Source organism: Streptomyces sp. bgisy100, from assembly GCF_057709105.1.
The window spans coordinates 54,279-71,389 of record NZ_JBYITE010000018.1 but is presented as its reverse complement, the minus strand read 5'-3'; the positions used below and the strand labels follow the sequence as shown (position 1 = coordinate 71,389).

Genomic DNA, 17,111 nt, shown 5'->3' with positions numbered 1-17,111 from the left:
GTTGTCAGTCACTCCCCGCGGTCGCGTCGGCCAGGGCGCTCGCGCCACCGACGATCTCGCTGATTTCCTGGGTGATGTCGGCCTGGCGGGCCGCATTGGCAAGCCGCGTGAGCGACTTGATGAGATCTTCGGCGTTGTCGGTCGCCGATTTCATCGCACGGCGGCGGGCGGCGTGCTCGGAAGCGGCCGACTGCAGCAGAGCGTTGTAGATCCGGCTCTCGACGTACCGCGGCAGCAGGGCGTCGAGGACGTCCTCCGCCGACGGCTCGAACTCGAACAGCGGAAGGATCTCGTCCTTACCACTCTCCGGCTTCTCCTCCGTCGAGTCGAGGCTGAGCGGCAGCAGACGGTTGTCCACCGGCTGCTGCGTGATCATCGACACGAACTCGGTGAAGACGATGTGGAGCTCGTCCACGCCGCCCTCGGCCGTGTCCTCGACGAAGGACTCGATCAGCGGAGCGGCCACCTTCTTGGCGTCCGCGTACGTCGGACTGTCGGTGAAGCCCGTCCAGGAATCCGCGACCTTGCGCTCGCGGAAGCTGTAGTAGGCCACACCCTTGCGTCCGACGATGTACGGCACGACCTCCTTGCCCTCGGCGGTGAGGCGCTGGGTCAGCGCCTCGGCCGCCTTGATGGCGTTGGAGGAGTAGCCGCCGGCCAGACCGCGGTCGCTCGTGATGAGCAGGACCGCGGCGCGGACCGGGCGGTCCGCCTCGGTGGTCAGCGGGTGCTTGTCGTTGGAGCCGGTCGCCACCGCCGTCACCGCGCGCGTCAGCTCGCGGGAGTACGGAGTGGAGGCCGCCACCTGCCGCTGCGCCTTGACGATGCGGGAGGCGGCGATCATCTCCATCGCCTTGGTGATCTTCTTCGTGGCGGTGACGGACTTGATCCGGCGCTTGTAGACGCGAATCTGGGCGCCCATACTCAGCCCTCACCCAGGAGCTTGCCGTCCGCGGTCTCGAACTGCTTCTTGAAGCTCGCGATCGCGTCGGCCAGCGCCTGCAGCGTGTCGTCGGACATCTTCGCACCCTCGCGAATGCTGGTCAGCAGACCCTTGTGCTCGCGGTGCAGGTAGTCGAGGAGCTCCCGCTCGAAGCGGCGGATGTCCCCGACCGGCACGTCGTCCATCTTGCCGGTGGTGCCGGCCCAGATGGAGACGACCTGGTCCTCGGTGGAGAACGGCGCGTACTGGCCCTGCTTCAGCAGCTCGACCATGCGCTTACCGCGCTCCAGCGACGCCTTGGAGGCCGCGTCCAGGTCGGAACCGAAGGCGGCGAACGCCTCCAGCTCGCGGTACTGGGCGAGGTCCACACGGAGACGGCCGGAGACCTGCCGCATGGCCTTGTGCTGCGCGGAGCCACCGACACGGGAGACCGAGATACCCACGTTCAGCGCCGGGCGCTGGCCCGCGTTGAACAGGTCGGACTCCAGGAAGCACTGGCCGTCGGTGATGGAGATGACGTTGGTCGGAATGAACGCCGACACGTCGTTCGCCTTGGTCTCGACGATCGGCAGACCGGTCATCGAGCCCTTGCCCATCTCGTCGGAGAGCTTGGCGCAGCGCTCCAGGAGGCGGGAGTGCAGGTAGAAGACGTCACCCGGGTAGGCCTCACGCCCCGGCGGGCGGCGCAGCAGCAGGGAGACGGCGCGGTAGGCGTCGGCCTGCTTCGAGAGGTCGTCGAAGACGATCAGAACGTGCTTGCCCTGGTACATCCAGTGCTGGCCGATGGCCGAGCCGGTGTAGGGGGCGAGGTACTTGAAGCCGGCCGGGTCGGACGCCGGGGCGGCGACGATCGTCGTGTACTCGAGGGCACCGGCCTCCTCCAGCGCGCCGCGCACGGACGCGATGGTGGAGCCCTTCTGGCCGACGGCGACGTAGATGCAGCGGACCTGCTTGTCCGGGTCGCCGGAACGCCAGTTGTCGCGCTGGTTGATGATCGTGTCGATCGCCAGGGCGGTCTTGCCCGTCTGGCGGTCGCCGATGATCAGCTGACGCTGGCCGCGGCCGATCGGGGTCATGGCGTCGACGGCCTTGAGGCCGGTCTCCATCGGCTCGTGCACCGACTTACGGGCCATGACGCCCGGGGCCTGCAGTTCGAGGGCGCGGCGGCCCTCGGTCTCGATCTCGCCCTTGCCGTCGATCGCGTTGCCGAGGGGGTCGACGACGCGACCCAGGTAGCCGTCGCCGACGGCCACGGACAGGACCTCACCGGTGCGCGTGACCGGCTGGCCCTCCTCGATACCGCTGAACTCGCCGAGGACGACCGCACCGATCTCGCGCTCCTCGAGGTTGAGGGCGAGACCGAGGGTGCCGTCCTCGAACTTCAGCAGCTCGTTCGCCATGGCCGAGGGAAGGCCCTCGACCTTCGCGATGCCGTCGCCGGCAACGCTGACCGTACCGACCTCCTCGCGCGAGGCCGCGTCCGGCTTGTACGCCTGGACAAAGTTCTCCAGCGCGTCCCGGATCTCCTCCGGCCGGATCGTGAGCTCCGCCATCTGGGTTCCCTGCTCTCCTTGTTGGGCCCGAAGTGTTCTCTGGGGGGTACGGGGGTGTCACCCCCCGAGATGTCACTGCGACTACGGCCCAACTCGGGCCGCTAACAGTACGTTTTCTACAGCTGCTTTTGAGTTGGTGACCGTCAGCCGGCCATCCGCCGACTCGCCTCTTCGAGGCGGTCCGCGATGGTCCCGTTGATGACCTCGTCGCCGACACGGACCTGGATCCCGCCGAGGACCTCGGGGTCCACGTCGAGGTTCAGGTGCATCGGGCGGCCGTACAGCTTCGAGAGGGCGGCGCCGAGGCGCTGCTTCTGCCCGTCACTGAGCGGCACGGCCGTGGTGACGACCGCGACCATGCGGTCCCGGCGCTCCGCGGCCAGCTTGGAGAGGGCGTCGAGCCCTCCCTCCAGGCTACGGCCCCGCGGATGTGTCACAAGACGCACCACGAGACGCTCGGTGACCGGGTTGGCACGCCCGCCGAGCAGGGTGCGCACCAGCTCCGCCTTGGCGGACACGGTGGCGACCCGGTCGGTGAGCGCGGCCCGCAGCTCCGGCGCCGAGGCGACGATCCGGCCGAACCGGAACAGCTCGTCCTCGACGTCGTCCAGGGCGTCGCTCCGCTGGGCCGCGACGAGGTCGGCGATGTCCGCCAGCTCCTCGAGCGCGTCCACCAGCTCACGGGAGCGCGACCAGCGGGAGCGGACCATGCCGGAGACCAGGTCGACGGTCTCGCCGCCGACCTGGCTGCCCAGCAGCCGAGCGGCCAGCTCCGCCTTGGCCTCACCGGACTGCGACGGGTCGGTGAGGACCCGGCGCAGCGACACCTCGCGGTCGAGCAGCCTCGTGACGGCGGCCAGCTCCTCGGCGAGCTTCGCGGCGTCGACGGACGTGTTGTCCGTCAGCGCGTCGAGACGCTCACGTGCGGAGGCCAGTGCCTCGCGGCTCGCTCCATTCATCGGGTGGCCTCGGCCTTCTCCTCGAGCTCGTCGAGGAAGCGGTCGATCGTGCGGCTCTGCCGGGCGGAGTCCTCGAGGGACTCGCCCACGAGCTTGCCGGCCAGGTCGGTGGCGAGCTTGCCCACGTCCTGACGCAGCGCCTGAGCGGCCTGCTTCCGGTCGGCCTCGATCTGGGTGTGACCCGCAGCGATGATCTCCTCACGCTGCCGCTGGCCTTCCGCACGCATCTCAGCGATGAGCGCGGCACCCTGCTCCTGCGCCTCCTGGCGCAGACGGGCAGCCTCGTGCCGTGCCTCGGAGAGCTGAGCCTTGTACTGCTCGAGCACCTCCTGGGCCTCGGTCTGGGCTTCCTCGGCCTTGGCGATCCCGCCCTCGATGGCCTCGCGCCGCTCGTCCAGAACCTTGTTGATGTTCGGGAGGAGCTTCTTGGCGAGGAAGAAGAAGACGATCGCGAAGGCGAGGAGGCCGATGACGATCTCTGGGATCGCCGGGAGGAGGGGGTTCTGCTCCTCCTGCGCCAGGTGGACCAGAGCGCTCACATCAATGCCTTTCGTCGAATCGGGCGGGAACGTACGCCGCGATTACTTGTACGGGTAGACGAACGGCATGACCAGACCGATCAGCGCGAGCGCCTCACAGAGGACGAAGCCGAGAATCTGGTTGGCACGGATCAGACCGGCGGCCTCGGGCTGACGGGCCAGCGCCTGGGTGCCGTTACCGAAGATGATGCCGACGCCGACGCCGGGGCCGATCGCCGCGAGGCCGTAGCCGATCGAACCGAGGTTGCCCTTGATCTGGACAGCGTCTGCGGCGAGGGTCTGGAGAGCGGACATGCCGATTCTTCCTTCTCTTTCACGGACCGGTGGGGGTTGGCCACCGGACGCCTATCGGGTTTGGGAGCTGGCTGCTGATCAGTGGTGCTCGGCGAGAGCACCCTGGATGTAGTTGCAGGCCAGGAGGATGAAGACGTATGCCTGCAGCGCCTGGATGAAGAGCTCGAAGGCGGTCAGCAGGATGACCATGACGAACGAGACGCCGGCGTAGGCGATGCCGATGCCGTTGAGCATGTACCAGCTGGCAACGGTGAAGATCAGCAGCAGGACGTGACCGGCGAACATGTTCGCGAAGAGCCGCACCGCGTGGGTGAACGGCCGGATCAGCAGGTTCGAGAAGAACTCGATCACCATGACCACGGGAAGAACCGGGCCGAGCGACTTGTCGTAGCCGCCAATGTTCTTCAGACCACCGACGAAGCCGTGCCGCTTGAAGGTCAGGCTGACCCACAGCACATACACGATCGCCGCGAACGCGACCGGGAATCCGATGATCGAGGGCGCGGGGAACTGGGCGATCGGAATGATGGCCCAGAGGTTCATGATCCAGATCAGGAAGAACAGCGAGACCATGAGCGGGACGTACTTCTCGCCCTCACGCTTGCCGAGGGTCTCGTAGACCACGCTGCGCCGGACGAAGTCGAGACCGGCCTCGCCGACCATCTGCAGCTTGCCGGGGATGAGCTTCGGCTTGTTGAACGCCGCCCAGAAGAACGCGACCACGATGATCGTGCTCAACAGCGCCAGCAGCATCGGCTTGTTGAACTCGATGCCGCCTGCCTCGAACATCGGCTTGAAGACAAAGGAGTGCAGGCCAGGGGACACTTCATTGAAGCCGCACCCGTCGAAGATGTGGCAATCGGTCTCGAAGGCGAGCATCTGGTCAGCACTCACCGCGAGCTCCTTCAGCGTGGCGCATGGGTACGGCAACCTCGTTGTGTCGGCACGGCACGGAGCCGCGGGTCGGCACTGGACTGGTCTTACGAATGTGAGGGCGGCTGGTCGGCACCGGGCCGAGTGGCCTGAAAGGCATCAGCTGCATGGGCTGCCGGTTCCATCCCGTGAAAGTGGGGGACTCAGCCGCCTGCGCCCGCGATGCCGCAGTTGGCACCGGACGATAGCAGGCGCTCAGGCCCGTGTTTATTCCGGCCCTACCTGTCACGCCGTCGACCCTGTCGGCTCGGACTTCCGGCTCTCGGCGGACTCGGGCTCGACGTAGAGGATCTTGGCCTTCATGTGGGCACGCACCTGTGCTCCGACCCAGGTCAGCGTCGCGGCGATCAGCGCAATCGCGAAGGCCCGGGGATTGAACAGCGTGGTGTTCTTGAACACGGCCATGAACACGAAGAGCAGCAGAATCTGCGTCGTGTAGAGCAACAGGCCCATGGCCTGGAACAGGTGAGGGAAGGTGCGCGCGGTCCGCTGCAGAACGAGCAGTCCGATCCCCATGAACAGGGAGACCACCACCACACCGACCGCCGCGCCGATAGCTCCCTTGCCACCGGCCAGCACGAAACCGGCAACGACGGCGATCACGCCGACTGCGGCCGTGGGCACGGCAGTTCGTAGGAGCATGCGGGCGTCGTTCTCAGGCATGGCGGCAACTCCGGCGGGAGACGGGGGCACGAGTGTCGTCATGGACGAGCGTAGGGCCCGGCCGAGGGCGCACCTCACAGCAACGGACCGTTGCGGGACGGTCCTTCTGCTCTAGCACCGGGTTTAGTGAACGGTATCACAAACTATTTGATGAGGTCTTTACCTAGCCGGTGTGCTACCCGTCACACATACGAGCTAACCCGCGCACCAATGAGCTGACGCCCGTTGGAATGTCTGCTAAGGGGCAGCATGTCCGGGTTTCATCGTGTCCCTTTTGTTACCAGTTGCGGGAGCGGGCACCGATCGCTGTGGCACCGTTCACGCCCGCCGGCATCGGGGCGAGCTCCTCGGCCTCGCCCCGCTCCGCCACCCCGCCGGTGCCCGAGGCTGCCGTTCCGGAGGCCGCGGCGTCCGCCGGATCAGCGCCGGAGGCGAGTGCTCCGGGCCCCGACGCCGCCACCGTCGACTCCCCGCCGCTGCGGTAGCGCGGCGGGATGAACGCGTAGGCCCAGCGCGGGGCCTTGGGCGTGAAGCGCGGCATCAACAGCAGCACCAGCCCCAGGGCGCTCAGCGCGACGATCACCAGCAGGATCCACACGCTGGCCGAGTTGACCGAGTACGCGACCGCGCCGAAGGCGATCAGCGCCGACCAGAAGTACATGATCAGGACGGCCCTGCTGTGGGAGTGGCCGATCTCCAGCAGCCGGTGGTGCAGGTGCCCGCGGTCGGCGACGAAGGGCGACTGGCCCTTCCAGGTGCGGCGGACGATCGCCAGGACCAGGTCGGCGACGGGGACCATCAGCACCGTCAGCGGCAGCAGCAGCGGAATGTAGACCGGCACCGTGGCGTGGACCGCCGCCCGCTCCGAACCGGTGAACAGCTTCAGGGCGTCCGGGTCGACCTGGCCCGTGATGGAGATCGCGCCCGCGGCCAGCACCAGGCCGATCAGCATCGAGCCCGAGTCCCCCATGAAGATCCGCGCCGGGTGCATGTTGTGCGGCAGGAAGCCCACGCACATGCCCATCAGGATGGCCGCGAACAGGGTCGCCGGGGCGGCGGCCTCCAGGCCGTAGCCGAACCACATGCGGTACGCGTACATGAAGAACGCCGCCGCCGCGATGCAGACCATGCCCGAGGCGAGGCCGTCGAGACCGTCCACGAAGTTCACCGCGTTGATGGTGATGACCACCAGGGCGACGGTCAGCAGCGTGCCCTGCATCGGGGTGAGTGCGACCGATCCCACACCCGGCACCGGGATCCACAGGATCGTCAGACCCTGCATCACCATCACGCCGGCGGCGATCATCTGCCCGCCGAGCTTGATCAGGGCGTCGACGCCCCACTTGTCGTCCAGCACCCCGAGCAGCCAGATCAGGGCGGCGCCGGAGAGCAGCGCCCGTGGCTCGTTGGACAGTTCGAACACCTTGCGGACGTCGGCGAGGTGCGCGGCGACCAGCAGACCCGCGCACAGCCCTCCGAACATGGCGATGCCGCCGAGTCGCGGCGTCGGCTCGCGGTGCACGTCACGGGCGCGGATCTCCGGCATCGCACCGGCCGCGATGGCGAACTTGCGCACCGGACCGGTGAGAAGATAGGTGACCGCGGCCGTCACGCACAGCGTCAGCAGGTATTCACGCACGGGCTGCCCCAGGGGTTTCGCTGGCCATCTCAGCCCCTCACCCTAGCTTCTCGCGGGAGGGGTGCCGGGGTGGCCGGAACACGGCTGCACATGAGGTGGGACACCCCGGACCGGCTCCACGGTTCCACGGCCGCTCCACTACGCGGCCACGGGCGCGGGGTACGGCGGGAAGGCCGCCGCCAGCTCGGCCGCGCCCGGCCCGGCCCCCGGGTCCTCCCGCAGGGCCGCCCCGAGCAGCTTCGCGATCCGGGCCATCTCCGCCTCCCCCATCCCCTGGGTCGTCACCGCGGCGCTGCCCAGCCGGATGCCCGTCGCCGGGGCGGGCGGGGCGGCCCCGCAGGGCAGCGAGCAGGTGTCGAGCACCAGCCCCGCCGCGGCGCAGCGGCCGCGGGCGGTGCGCCCGTCCAGGCCCAGCGGTGCGACGTCCGCCGTGATCAGGTGGGTGTCGGTGCCGCCGGTGGTGATCGCCAGCCCCTCCGCCGCGAGCCCGTCGGCCAGCGCCCGCGCGTTGGCGACCACCTGGTGGGCGTAGGCCGCGAAGGCGGGGGTCGCGGCCTCGCCGAAGGCCACCGCCTTGGCGGCGACGGTGTGCATCTGGGCGCCGGCCTGGGTGAACGGGAAGACCGCCCGGTCGATCCGTTCGGCGAGCCCGGCGCCGCACAGCAGCAGACCGCCCCGGGGTCCGCGCAGCACCTTGTGCGTGGTGGCGCAGACCACATCGGCGTACGGCACCGGGCTGGGTGCCGCTCCCCCGGCGACCAGGCCGATGGGGTGCGCCGCGTCCACGATCAGCGCGGCGCCGGCCTCGTCCGCGATCTCCCGGAACGCGGCGTAGTCGGGGTGCCGCGGGTAGGAGATCGAGCCACAGACGATCGCCTTCGGCCGGTGCCGGCGGGCCAGGGAGCGGAGCGCGGCGTAGTCGATCACGCCGGCCTCCGGGTGGCCGGCCGGGTGCACCCCGTACCCGACGAAGTCGAACCACCGGCCCGAGAAGTTCGCCGGGGAGCCGTGGGTGAGGTGACCGCCCTGGGGCAGCGCCATGGCCAGCACGGTGTCGCCGGGGCGCAGCAGGGCGGCATAGGCGGCGAGCACGGCGGAGGATCCGGAGTGCGGCTGGACGTTGGCGTGCGGGGCGCCGAAGAGCGCGGTGGCCCGTTCGGCGGCGAGCCGTTCGGCGAGGTCGACCAGCTCGCACCCGCCGTGGTGGCGGGCGCCCGGATAGCCCTCGGCGTACTTGTTGGCGAGCGGGGAGCCGAGTGCCGCGAGCACCGCGGGGGAGGTGAAGTTCTCCGCCGCGATGAGCTGGAGCCCGGCCGACTGGCGTTCGAGCTCGGCGAGCAGCAGCCCGGCGAGCTCGGGGTCCTGGCGGCGCAGCGCGTCGAAATCGGGGCCCCAGTGGGTGCGTGTGGTGTCCGCGGTGCTGACCGGCATGGCTGACTCCGGGCATGGAGGGGTGGTCCGGTGCCGGGGCCGGGAGGGCTCACCGGCGCCCGTCGCGCCCGGTACGGCACCTCGCTGCGGTGCCGGAGCCGTCCGGTGGCGGGACGGCCCGCCGCCCGGGACGGCTCCCCCGCCGCCTCGGGAGACGACCCGGTCCCGGACGCCGTGAACTCTCCGGCGGACCTTCCCGGTCACAGCACTAGCCAATGTAGAACCGGAGCGCCGTCACCGCAGGTGCGCGGCGGGGAGCACCGCTCAGGGGCACACGGGGACGCGTCGGTTCCGTACGAGGACGCCGATGAGGGCCGCCGGTCGACCGCGGGCGCTCAGCGGGAAGCACCGCTCAGGGGCGCGCCGGCTCCGCAGGAGGACACCGGTGAGCCCGGTCGTCGCCGCAGGCCCTCAGCGGAGACCGCCCCTCGGAGCCGTCTCCGCCCGGGTGACGCCTCAGCCCCGCGCGGAGACGCCCGTGAGCGCCGTCACCACCGGGTCCAGTGCCTGGTTGATCTCCTCGCCGATGCTGCGGAAGAAGGTGATGGGCGCGCCGTACGGGTCGTACACCTCGTCGGCCTCGGGGCTCGGGGCCAGCAGCCAGCCCCGGAGCGCCGCCGCGGCACGGACCAGGGAGCGCGCCCGGTCCACCACCGCGCCCGCCGGTTCCGGGTCGGGCAGCGTGGCGGGGTCTATGGCGCGCACCAGCCGGGTGAACTCCTTCAGCGTGAAGGTCCGCAGCCCCGCGGAGTGGCCCATGGAGATGACCTGCGCCCGGTGGTCGCGGGTGGCCGTCAGCACCAGGTCGGCGCGGATGACGTGCTCGTCGAGGAGCTCCCGGCCGGTGAATCCGTCCGGGTCCGCGCCGAGGTCGCTGAGCACGGTGGCGGCGTGCGCCTCCATGGGAGCCCCCTCGTGCCCCCAGGTGCCCGCGCTCTCCACGATCAGGCCGCGGGTGCCGTGCGCGCCCAGGGGCTCGCCGAGGCGGTCCGCGAGGGCATGCCGCGTCAGCCGCTCGGTGATCGGCGAGCGGCAGACGTTGCCGGTGCTGACGTGGAGGATGCGGAAGGTGCCGCGCGCGGCGCCGGTGCCGTCCGCACCGGCCGCGCCACGATCCGCTATGCCACGCCCCTCAGGGAGTGTCAATTGGCCACCTCGAGGTCGGGTACGACCTCCCGGAGCTGCTCGGCGCTGATCGCGCCCGCGCGCAGCAGCACCGGCACGGTGCCGGTGACGTCGACGATCGAGGACGGCACGGCCGCCGGGGTGGTGCCCCCGTCGAGGTAGACGGAGACCGCGTCGCCCAGCATCTCCTGCGCGGCGTCGCAGTCCTGCGGGGCCGGGTGCCCGGTGAGGTTCGCGCTGGAGACCGCCATCGGGCCGAACTCGGTCAGCAGCTCGATCGCGACCGGGTGCAGCGGCATCCGCACGGCGACGGTGCCCCGGGTCTCCCCCAGGTCCCACTGGAGCGACGGCTGGTGCCGGGCGACGAGGGTGAGGGCGCCCGGCCAGAAGGCGTCGACGAGCTCCCAGGCCTGCTCGGAGAAGTCCGTGACCAGCCCGTGCAGGGTGTTCGGGGAGCCCACCAGGACCGGCGAGGGCATCTGGCGGCCGCGGCCCTTCGCGGCCAGCAGGTCGCCGACGGCCTCGGAGCTGAAGGCGTCCGCGCCGATGCCGTAGACGGTGTCGGTGGGCAGCACGACCAGCTCGCCGCGGCGGACGGCGGAGGCGGCTTCCCGCAGACCGGTTTTGCGATCGGTCGCGTCGGTGCAGTCGTAACGCCGTGCCATCTAACGGGCCTCCCTGTTCCGGGGCTCCTGCTGGGTCTGCTGTCGTCCGGCCGCTGTCGCGGCGGGGGGCGCGCTCACGGCGTGGCCCTGCGCGCCGTGGCGAACCGCGGACGGTTGTTGAGGTCCGGGTGGTCGGCCGCGTCGGCCCAGCCCCGCTCCTCGGTGAAGATCCACGGCACTTGGCCACCCTGGGTGTCGGCGTGCTCGACGACGACCACCCCGCCGGGGCGCAGCAGCCGGTGGGCGGTGCGCTCGATGCCGCGGATGGTGTCGAGACCGTCCTCGCCGGAGAAGAGCGCCAGCTGGGGGTCGTGGTCGCGGGCCTCGGGGGCGACGTACTCCCACTCGGTGAGCGGGATGTACGGCGGGTTGGAGACCACCAGGTCGACCTGGCCGTCCAGCTCCGGGAGCGCGCTGAAGGCGTCCCCCTGATGGAGCCGCACCCGCGAGCCCTCGACGTTCTTGCGCGCCCAGCGGAGCGCCCCCTCGTCGAGTTCGACGGCGTGCACCCGGGACCGCGGCACCTCCTGGGCCAGCGCGAGCGCGATGGCGCCCGAGCCGGTGCACAGGTCGACGATGAGCGGCTCGACGACGTCCATGGCGCGCACCGCGTCTATCGCCCAGCCGACCACCGACTCCGTCTCCGGCCGGGGGACGAAGACACCGGGGCCGACCTGGAGCTCCAGGTAGCGGAAGAAGGCGCGGCCGGTGATGTGCTGGAGCGGCTCGCGGGCCTCCCGGCGGGCCACCGCCTCCCAGTAACGGGCGTCGAAGTCGGCGTCGGACACCGCGTGCAGCGCGCCGCGCTTCACCCCGTGCACGAACGCCGCCAGCTCCTCCGCGTCGAAGCGGGGCGAGGGGACGCCGGCGTCGGCCAGCCGCTGGGTGGCCTGCGCCACCTCGGCGAGCAGCACCGAGCGCGGGTGCGGCTCACGACGGAGCGGCTGGGGGTCGTGGTGCCCCCCGGACTGTTGCGACATCCGGTCCTCCGACGACGGCTCAGGGTTGACGGCTTGCGGGTGGTGCGGCGGACCGCGCCTTACTGGGCGGCGGCCAGCTTGGCGGCGGAGTCGGCGTCGACGCAGGCCTGGATCACCGGGTCCAGCTCGCCGTCGAGCACCTGGTCCAGGTTGTACGCCTTGAACCCCACCCGGTGGTCGGAAATGCGGTTCTCCGGGAAGTTGTACGTCCGGATGCGCTCGGAGCGGTCGACGGTGCGGACCTGGCTGCGGCGGGCGTCCGCGGCCTCCTTCTCGGCCTCCTCCTGCGCCGCGGCGAGCAGCCGGGCGCGCAGGATGCGCAGCGCCTGCTCCTTGTTCTGGAGCTGGCTCTTCTCGTTCTGGCAGGAGGCGACGACGCCGGTGGGGAGGTGGGTGATGCGCACCGCGGAGTCGGTGGTGTTGACCGACTGGCCGCCGGGGCCGGACGAGCGGTAGACGTCGATCCGCAGGTCGTTGGCGTTGATCTCGACGTCGACGTCCTCGGCCTCGGGCAGCACGAGCACGCCGGCGGCGGAGGTGTGGATGCGGCCCTGGGACTCGGTGGCGGGCACCCGCTGGACCCGGTGCACCCCGCCCTCGTACTTGAGCCGCGCCCAGACGCCCTGGCCGGGCTCCGCGGTGGCGTTGCCCTTGAGCTTCACCGCGACCTGGACGTCCTTGTAGCCGCCGAGGTCGGACTCGTTGGCCTCGATGATCTCGGTCTTCCAGTTGTGGCGCTCGGCGTAGCGCAGGTACATGCGCAGCAGGTCGCCGGCGAAGAGCGCGGACTCGTCGCCGCCCTCCCCCGCCTTGATCTCGAGGATGACGTCCTTGTCGTCGCTGGGGTCGCGCGGGACGAGCAGCAGCCGCAGCTTCTCGGTCAGCTCCTCGCGCCGCTGCTCCAGCTCCTTGACCTCGGCCACGAAGTCCGGGTCGTCGGCGGCGAACTCACGCGCGGTCTCGATGTCGTCGCCGGTCCGCTTCCAGGACCGGTAGGTGCCGACGATCGGTGTCAGCTCCGCGTACCGCTTGTTCAGCCGGCGCGCGTTGGCCTGATCGGCGTGGACCGCGGGGTCGGCGAGCTGCTTCTCCAGATCGGCGTGCTCGCCGATCAGTTCCTCGACCGCCTCGAACATCGGGACTCGTTCCTTGAGTGAAGGGCTGGATGCGTGGGTTGCCTGGGCCTGCGGGACGACAAAGCGCCGGTCCGGTCACCCCTGTGCGGGGCGACCGAGGACCGGCGCTGCGGGTCGCTACTTCTTGCCGGCGGCCTTGCCGAAGCGGGCCTCGAAGCGGGCCACGCGGCCACCGGTGTCGAGGATCTTCTGCTTGCCCGTGTAGAACGGGTGGCACTCGGAGCACACGTCGGCGCGGATGGCGCCTTCGGTGACGGTGCTACGGGTGGTGAACGAGGCTCCGCAGGTGCAGCTGACCTGGGTGTCCACGTACTCCGGGTGGATGTCGCGCTTCAAGGGATTCTCCTAGGTTCGGGAGGGCTCCGGGTCGTACGGGCGGGATGCCTGTGCGTGAACCGGGGCCGACATACCAGTCTGCCAGCACTGGCCGTATCTCCCAAAACCGGGGGTCGGCCGCATCTATTCCACCGGCCGCGCCGATGGTCCGGTCACCGTCGGTGACCTGCCCGGAACAGTGTTCCGGCGGGGTCAGGAACTCTTGACGACCTCGGAGGCGTCCGCCGAGTCACCGGCCGCGCCCTTGGTCGCCGACTCCGGTATCGGGCGGTCCTTGCGCAGGGCTTCCCAGACCTGCTTGCCCTTCTTCTCCAGCGGGATGACGCGGTTGGGATCGGCCGGGTCGTACGTGACCGGCATCGTCACCATGTTCATGTCCTTCGGGCCGATGCCCTGGAGGCCCTTGGCGAAGCCGAGGAGGTCGTCGACGGAGGCGAGGGAGGAGTCGGTGGTGACGGTCCGGGTCGCGGTGTCCGCCAGGCCGTAGAGCTTGGACGGGCTGCCGAACAGGTCGACGTTCTCCACCTGGTTGATCAGCGCCTTGACGAAGGCCTGCTGGAGCTGGATCCGGCCCAGGTCGCTGCCGTCTCCGACCGCGTGCCGGGTGCGGACCAGGCCGAGGGCCTGCTCGCCGTCCAGGGTGTGCCTGCCGGGCTGCAGGTCGAGCCGGCTGCTCTTGTCCCGGATCGCCTCGCCGGTGGTGACGGGCACGCCGCCGAGCTTGTCGATGAGCTTCTTGAAGCCGGTGAAGTCGACCTCGAGGTAGTGGTCCATGCGGATGCCGGACAGTTCCTCGACGGTCTTCACCGAACAGGCCGGACCACCGATCTGGTACGACTCGTTGAACATGGCGCGCTCGGCGGCCGGCGAGGTCCCGCCGCCGGTCCTCCGGCACTCGGGGCGGCTGACGATGGTGTCGCGCGGGATGCTGACGACGCTGGCCTTCTTGTGCCCCTTGTAGACGTGCAGCACCATCGCGGTGTCCGCGCGGGCGCCGCCGCCGTCGTCCCCGTACTTGCCGTTGGTGCCCTGGCGGGAGTCCGAGCCCATGAGCAGGATGTCCATCGAGCCGTCGTCGGCGTTCTTCGGACGGTCGGTGCCCAGCGCGGAGTTGATGTCCACGCCCTTGAGGTTCCCGTTGAGCTGGAAGTAGGCGTAGCCGAGACCGGCGCCGGAGAGCACCGCCGCGCCGGCTGCCGACCAGGCGACGACCGTCAGGACCTTCCGGCGGGTGCCGTGCACCTTCCGCCGCCGCCCGGCGGGCCGTATTCGGCCAGGTCCCGAACCGGATGCTGTCGTACCTTCGTCGGCCATGTGTTCCTCAGTCCTCGCAATGCTGTTCGGCCGTCCTGCTACCCCCTGCCGAGACGGACAGGCGCGGAAAGTCGTCATCTGTCAGGACGACGGCTCACCCAGCAGGGTGGCACGGGCGCGTTAAGGAGCCTCTAAGCGCGCGAGGGCGCACGGGGGGCGGACGACCGGTGGCGCACGCCGGTCTCACCTGCGGTTTCGGCTGGAGAAAAGGGACGTTTTCCGGCCAGATCCGATCTTGACGGATGTGGTGAACGTCTCTCCGGGACCCTCTTGCCGACGAGGAGGACGGCCGTCGTCGCGGAAACGCACCACGGCGGGGCGACAGTCATCGGCCCGGGGAAGGACGCTGGCGCCTGGGTGACGCGCTCGATCGGTCAACGCGGGCTGCTGCGGCGGGAGATGGCCCCGCGGCCGCTCGCGGCCGCCCCGGGGCCCGATGTCACGTCCCGCCCCGGCGCCCCGACCGCGGCTCAACAGTCCCGCCACGGGCGTCCCGACACGCACCAGGGCCCTCCGTCACCGCCTGGTGAGGGAGGGCCCTGGAAGTGGCCGGCGGATGAGACGCCGTCAGCCGGTGACTCAGTCGTTGCCGTTGTTCATGCCCGGCGTCGTCTTCTGAATCTGGAGCAGGAACTCCGCGTTGCTCTTGGTCTGCTTCATCTTGTCCAGGAGCAGCTCGATGGCCTGCTGCGAGTCGAGCGCGTGCAGCACCCGGCGCAGCTTCCAGACCACGCCCAGCTCCTCGCTGCCGAGGAGGATCTCCTCCTTGCGGGTGCCGGAGGCATCCACGTCGACGGCCGGGAAGATGCGCTTGTCGGCGAGCTTCCGGTCGAGCTTGAGCTCCATGTTGCCGGTGCCCTTGAACTCCTCGAAGATCACCTCGTCCATCCGCGAGCCGGTCTCGACCAGCGCGGTGGCCAGGATGGTCAGCGAGCCGCCGTCCTCGATGTTCCGCGCGGCACCGAAGAAGCGCTTCGGCGGGTAGAGCGCGGTCGAGTCGACACCACCGGACAGGATGCGGCCGGAGGCGGGGGCCGCGAGGTTGTACGCACGGCCCAGACGGGTGATGGAGTCCAGCAGCACGACCACGTCGTGGCCCAGCTCCACCAGGCGCTTGGCACGCTCGATGGCGAGCTCGGCGACGGTGGTGTGGTCCTCGGCCGGACGGTCGAAGGTCGAGGAGATGACCTCGCCCTTGACCGACCGCTGCATGTCGGTGACCTCTTCCGGACGCTCGTCGACCAGGACGACCATCAGGTGGCACTCGGGGTTGTTGTGCGTGATCGCGTTGGCGATCGACTGCATGATCATGGTCTTGCCGGCCTTCGGCGGCGAGACGATGAGACCGCGCTGGCCCTTGCCGATCGGCGCGACCATGTCGATGATCCGCGTGGTCAGCGCGCCCGGCTCGTTCTCCAGGCGCAGCCGCTCCTGCGGGTACAGCGGCGTCAGCTTGTTGAACTCCGGTCGGCCGCGGCCGGTTTCGGGCGCCATGCCGTTGACGGAGTCCAGCCGGACCAGCGCGTTGAACTTCTCGCGGCGCTCGCCCTCCTTCGGCTGCCGGACCGCGCCGGTGACGTGGTCGCCCTTGCGCAGGCCGTTCTTGCGGACCTGGGCGAGCGAGACGTACACGTCGTTCGGGCCCGGGAGGTAGCCGGAGGTGCGGATGAACGCGTAGTTGTCGAGGATGTCGAGGATTCCCGCGACGGGGATCAGGACGTCGTCCTCGGAGACCTGCGGCTCGTTGCCGAAGTCGTCGCGGCCGCGGCGGCCACGGCGGTCGCGGTACCGGCCGCGGCGCCCGCGCCGGCCGCCCTCGAAGTCGTCGTCGTCCTGCTGGCCGCCGCCACCGCCGCCGCGGTTGTCCCGCTGCTGACGGTTGCCGCCGCCCTGGTTGTCGTCGCCGCCCTTGCCGCGGCGGTCGCGCTGGCCCCGCTCGCGGCGGTCGCCCTTCTGGCCCTGACCGCCCTGACCGCGGTCCTGGCGGTCGCCGCCCTTGGAGCGGCCCTCGGCGGTGTCGGCGGCGTTCTCGGCCTTGGCGTCGGACTTCGTCTCGACGCGGGCCTCGACCTTGGTGTCGGTGCCGCCCTCGGCGGCGTCGGGGCTGCCCGCCTGCGCGGTGGCGCGGCGCCGGCGGCGCTCGCCGGCCGGCTGCTCGTCGCTGGCCGGCTGGCCCGGGATGTCGATCTGCTGCTGGGCCACGGCCTTCGCGGCCGGCGCGTCGGCGCTCTGCTCCCCCTCGCCCGTACGGGCCTTGGAGGTGGTGCGGCGCTTGGGCTTGGTCTCGCCCGAGGCCGCGGCGGAGTCGCCGGAGGCGGCGGTGTCGCCCTTGGCGGGGGCCGAGGAGCCCCCGGCCTGCTTCTCCTTGATGACCTCGATCAGCTGGCTCTTGCGCATCCGTGCGGTGCCCTTGATGCCGAGGCCGGAGGCGACCTGCTGCAGCTCGGCCAGGACCATGCCGTCGAGGCCGGTGCCGGAGCGGCGGCGCTTGGGGGCAGCACCGGTGGCAGGCGCGGCAGGAGCGTCCGTGGCGGGCGCGGAGGCAGCGCCGACGGAGTTGTCGGCAGTCACGCCCATCAGATCGGTGGTGTCGCTCACGAA

Annotated in this window: 16 protein-coding genes; all 16 read right to left on the bottom strand. The window is 70.5% G+C overall.

All coding sequences use genetic code 11. From position 1 onward, the window contains the following. Positions 1-4: 4 nt before the first annotated feature. Positions 5-922 (bottom strand): F0F1 ATP synthase subunit gamma, encoded by a 918-nt coding sequence (locus AC3EQ1_RS15045; RefSeq protein WP_432094808.1) that lies wholly within the window; start codon positions 920-922, stop codon positions 5-7. 2 nt (positions 923-924) lie between these two features. Further along, positions 925-2,496, bottom strand: a complete 1,572-nt coding sequence (gene atpA, locus AC3EQ1_RS15040) for a F0F1 ATP synthase subunit alpha (RefSeq protein WP_351509902.1) — start codon at positions 2,494-2,496, stop codon at positions 925-927. Positions 2,497-2,639: 143 nt separating this feature from the next. After that, complete coding sequence (locus AC3EQ1_RS15035; RefSeq protein ID WP_432094807.1) at positions 2,640-3,455, bottom strand: F0F1 ATP synthase subunit delta; 816 nt, start codon at positions 3,453-3,455, stop codon at positions 2,640-2,642. Next, on the bottom strand, positions 3,452-3,994 hold the full coding sequence (locus AC3EQ1_RS15030) for a F0F1 ATP synthase subunit B (RefSeq protein WP_432094806.1): 543 nt from the start codon (positions 3,992-3,994) through the stop codon (positions 3,452-3,454). Before AC3EQ1_RS15030 ends, AC3EQ1_RS15035 begins: the two co-directional genes overlap by 4 nt. Positions 3,995-4,036: 42 nt before the next feature. Continuing rightward, positions 4,037-4,288, bottom strand: a complete 252-nt coding sequence (locus AC3EQ1_RS15025; RefSeq protein ID WP_351509907.1) for an ATP synthase subunit c family protein — start codon at positions 4,286-4,288, stop codon at positions 4,037-4,039. Between the two features lie 78 nt (positions 4,289-4,366). After that, positions 4,367-5,167: a F0F1 ATP synthase subunit A gene (gene atpB / locus AC3EQ1_RS15020; RefSeq protein ID WP_488187156.1), complete on the bottom strand. Its 801-nt coding sequence runs from the start codon at positions 5,165-5,167 to the stop codon at positions 4,367-4,369. A 279-nt stretch (positions 5,168-5,446) separates the two neighbouring features. Beyond that, on the bottom strand, positions 5,447-5,884 hold the full coding sequence (locus AC3EQ1_RS15015) for a Cg1360 family ATP-synthase-associated protein (RefSeq protein WP_432094804.1): 438 nt from the start codon (positions 5,882-5,884) through the stop codon (positions 5,447-5,449). 277 nt (positions 5,885-6,161) lie between these two features. Then, positions 6,162-7,535, bottom strand: coding sequence for an MraY family glycosyltransferase (locus AC3EQ1_RS15010; RefSeq protein WP_432094848.1), 1,374 nt, complete (start codon positions 7,533-7,535; stop codon positions 6,162-6,164). Positions 7,536-7,661: 126 nt separating this feature from the next. After that, the gene (locus AC3EQ1_RS15005; protein ID WP_432094803.1) at positions 7,662-8,954 is read right to left on the bottom strand and encodes a serine hydroxymethyltransferase; all 1,293 of its coding nucleotides are present in this window, start codon (positions 8,952-8,954) and stop codon (positions 7,662-7,664) included. 456 nt (positions 8,955-9,410) lie between these two features. Then, positions 9,411-10,100 carry an arsenate reductase/protein-tyrosine-phosphatase family protein gene (locus tag AC3EQ1_RS15000; protein WP_432094802.1) on the bottom strand — a complete coding sequence of 230 codons (690 nt, stop codon included), beginning with the start codon at positions 10,098-10,100 and terminating at the stop codon, positions 9,411-9,413. Beyond that, complete coding sequence (locus tag AC3EQ1_RS14995; protein WP_388851209.1) at positions 10,097-10,744, bottom strand: L-threonylcarbamoyladenylate synthase; 648 nt, start codon at positions 10,742-10,744, stop codon at positions 10,097-10,099. Before AC3EQ1_RS14995 ends, AC3EQ1_RS15000 begins: the two co-directional genes overlap by 4 nt. A gap of 74 nt (positions 10,745-10,818) precedes the next feature. Further along, positions 10,819-11,724, bottom strand: coding sequence for a peptide chain release factor N(5)-glutamine methyltransferase (prmC, locus tag AC3EQ1_RS14990; protein ID WP_351509918.1), 906 nt, complete (start codon positions 11,722-11,724; stop codon positions 10,819-10,821). A 59-nt stretch (positions 11,725-11,783) separates the two neighbouring features. Next, positions 11,784-12,860 carry a peptide chain release factor 1 gene (prfA, locus tag AC3EQ1_RS14985; protein ID WP_432094801.1) on the bottom strand — a complete coding sequence of 359 codons (1,077 nt, stop codon included), beginning with the start codon at positions 12,858-12,860 and terminating at the stop codon, positions 11,784-11,786. A gap of 117 nt (positions 12,861-12,977) precedes the next feature. After that, positions 12,978-13,196 (bottom strand): 50S ribosomal protein L31, encoded by a 219-nt coding sequence (gene rpmE, locus AC3EQ1_RS14980; RefSeq protein ID WP_351509923.1) that lies wholly within the window; start codon positions 13,194-13,196, stop codon positions 12,978-12,980. A gap of 192 nt (positions 13,197-13,388) precedes the next feature. Continuing rightward, a complete protein-coding gene (locus AC3EQ1_RS14975) occupies positions 13,389-14,510 on the bottom strand; it encodes an LCP family protein (protein WP_432094800.1) in 1,122 nt (373 codons plus the stop codon). Positions 14,511-15,089: 579 nt separating this feature from the next. Next, entirely contained in the window at positions 15,090-17,108 is a 2,019-nt protein-coding gene (rho, locus tag AC3EQ1_RS14970) for a transcription termination factor Rho (protein WP_432094799.1), read from the bottom strand. Positions 17,109-17,111 lie beyond the last annotated feature (3 nt).

Coding starts and splice junctions, on each gene's coding strand:
- atpB (WP_488187156.1), bottom strand. CDS start 5,167: ATGCTCGCCTTCGAGACCGATTGCCACATCTTCGACGGGTGCGGCTTC.
- AC3EQ1_RS14995 (WP_388851209.1), bottom strand. CDS start 10,744: ATGGCACGGCGTTACGACTGCACCGACGCGACCGATCGCAAAACCGGT.
- AC3EQ1_RS15025 (WP_351509907.1), bottom strand. CDS start 4,288: ATGTCCGCTCTCCAGACCCTCGCCGCAGACGCTGTCCAGATCAAGGGC.
- prfA (WP_432094801.1), bottom strand. CDS start 12,860: ATGTTCGAGGCGGTCGAGGAACTGATCGGCGAGCACGCCGATCTGGAG.
- AC3EQ1_RS15035 (WP_432094807.1), bottom strand. CDS start 3,455: ATGAATGGAGCGAGCCGCGAGGCACTGGCCTCCGCACGTGAGCGTCTC.
- AC3EQ1_RS15045 (WP_432094808.1), bottom strand. CDS start 922: ATGGGCGCCCAGATTCGCGTCTACAAGCGCCGGATCAAGTCCGTCACC.
- atpA (WP_351509902.1), bottom strand. CDS start 2,496: ATGGCGGAGCTCACGATCCGGCCGGAGGAGATCCGGGACGCGCTGGAG.
- AC3EQ1_RS15015 (WP_432094804.1), bottom strand. CDS start 5,884: ATGCCTGAGAACGACGCCCGCATGCTCCTACGAACTGCCGTGCCCACG.
- AC3EQ1_RS15005 (WP_432094803.1), bottom strand. CDS start 8,954: ATGCCGGTCAGCACCGCGGACACCACACGCACCCACTGGGGCCCCGAT.
- AC3EQ1_RS14975 (WP_432094800.1), bottom strand. CDS start 14,510: ATGGCCGACGAAGGTACGACAGCATCCGGTTCGGGACCTGGCCGAATA.
- prmC (WP_351509918.1), bottom strand. CDS start 11,724: ATGTCGCAACAGTCCGGGGGGCACCACGACCCCCAGCCGCTCCGTCGT.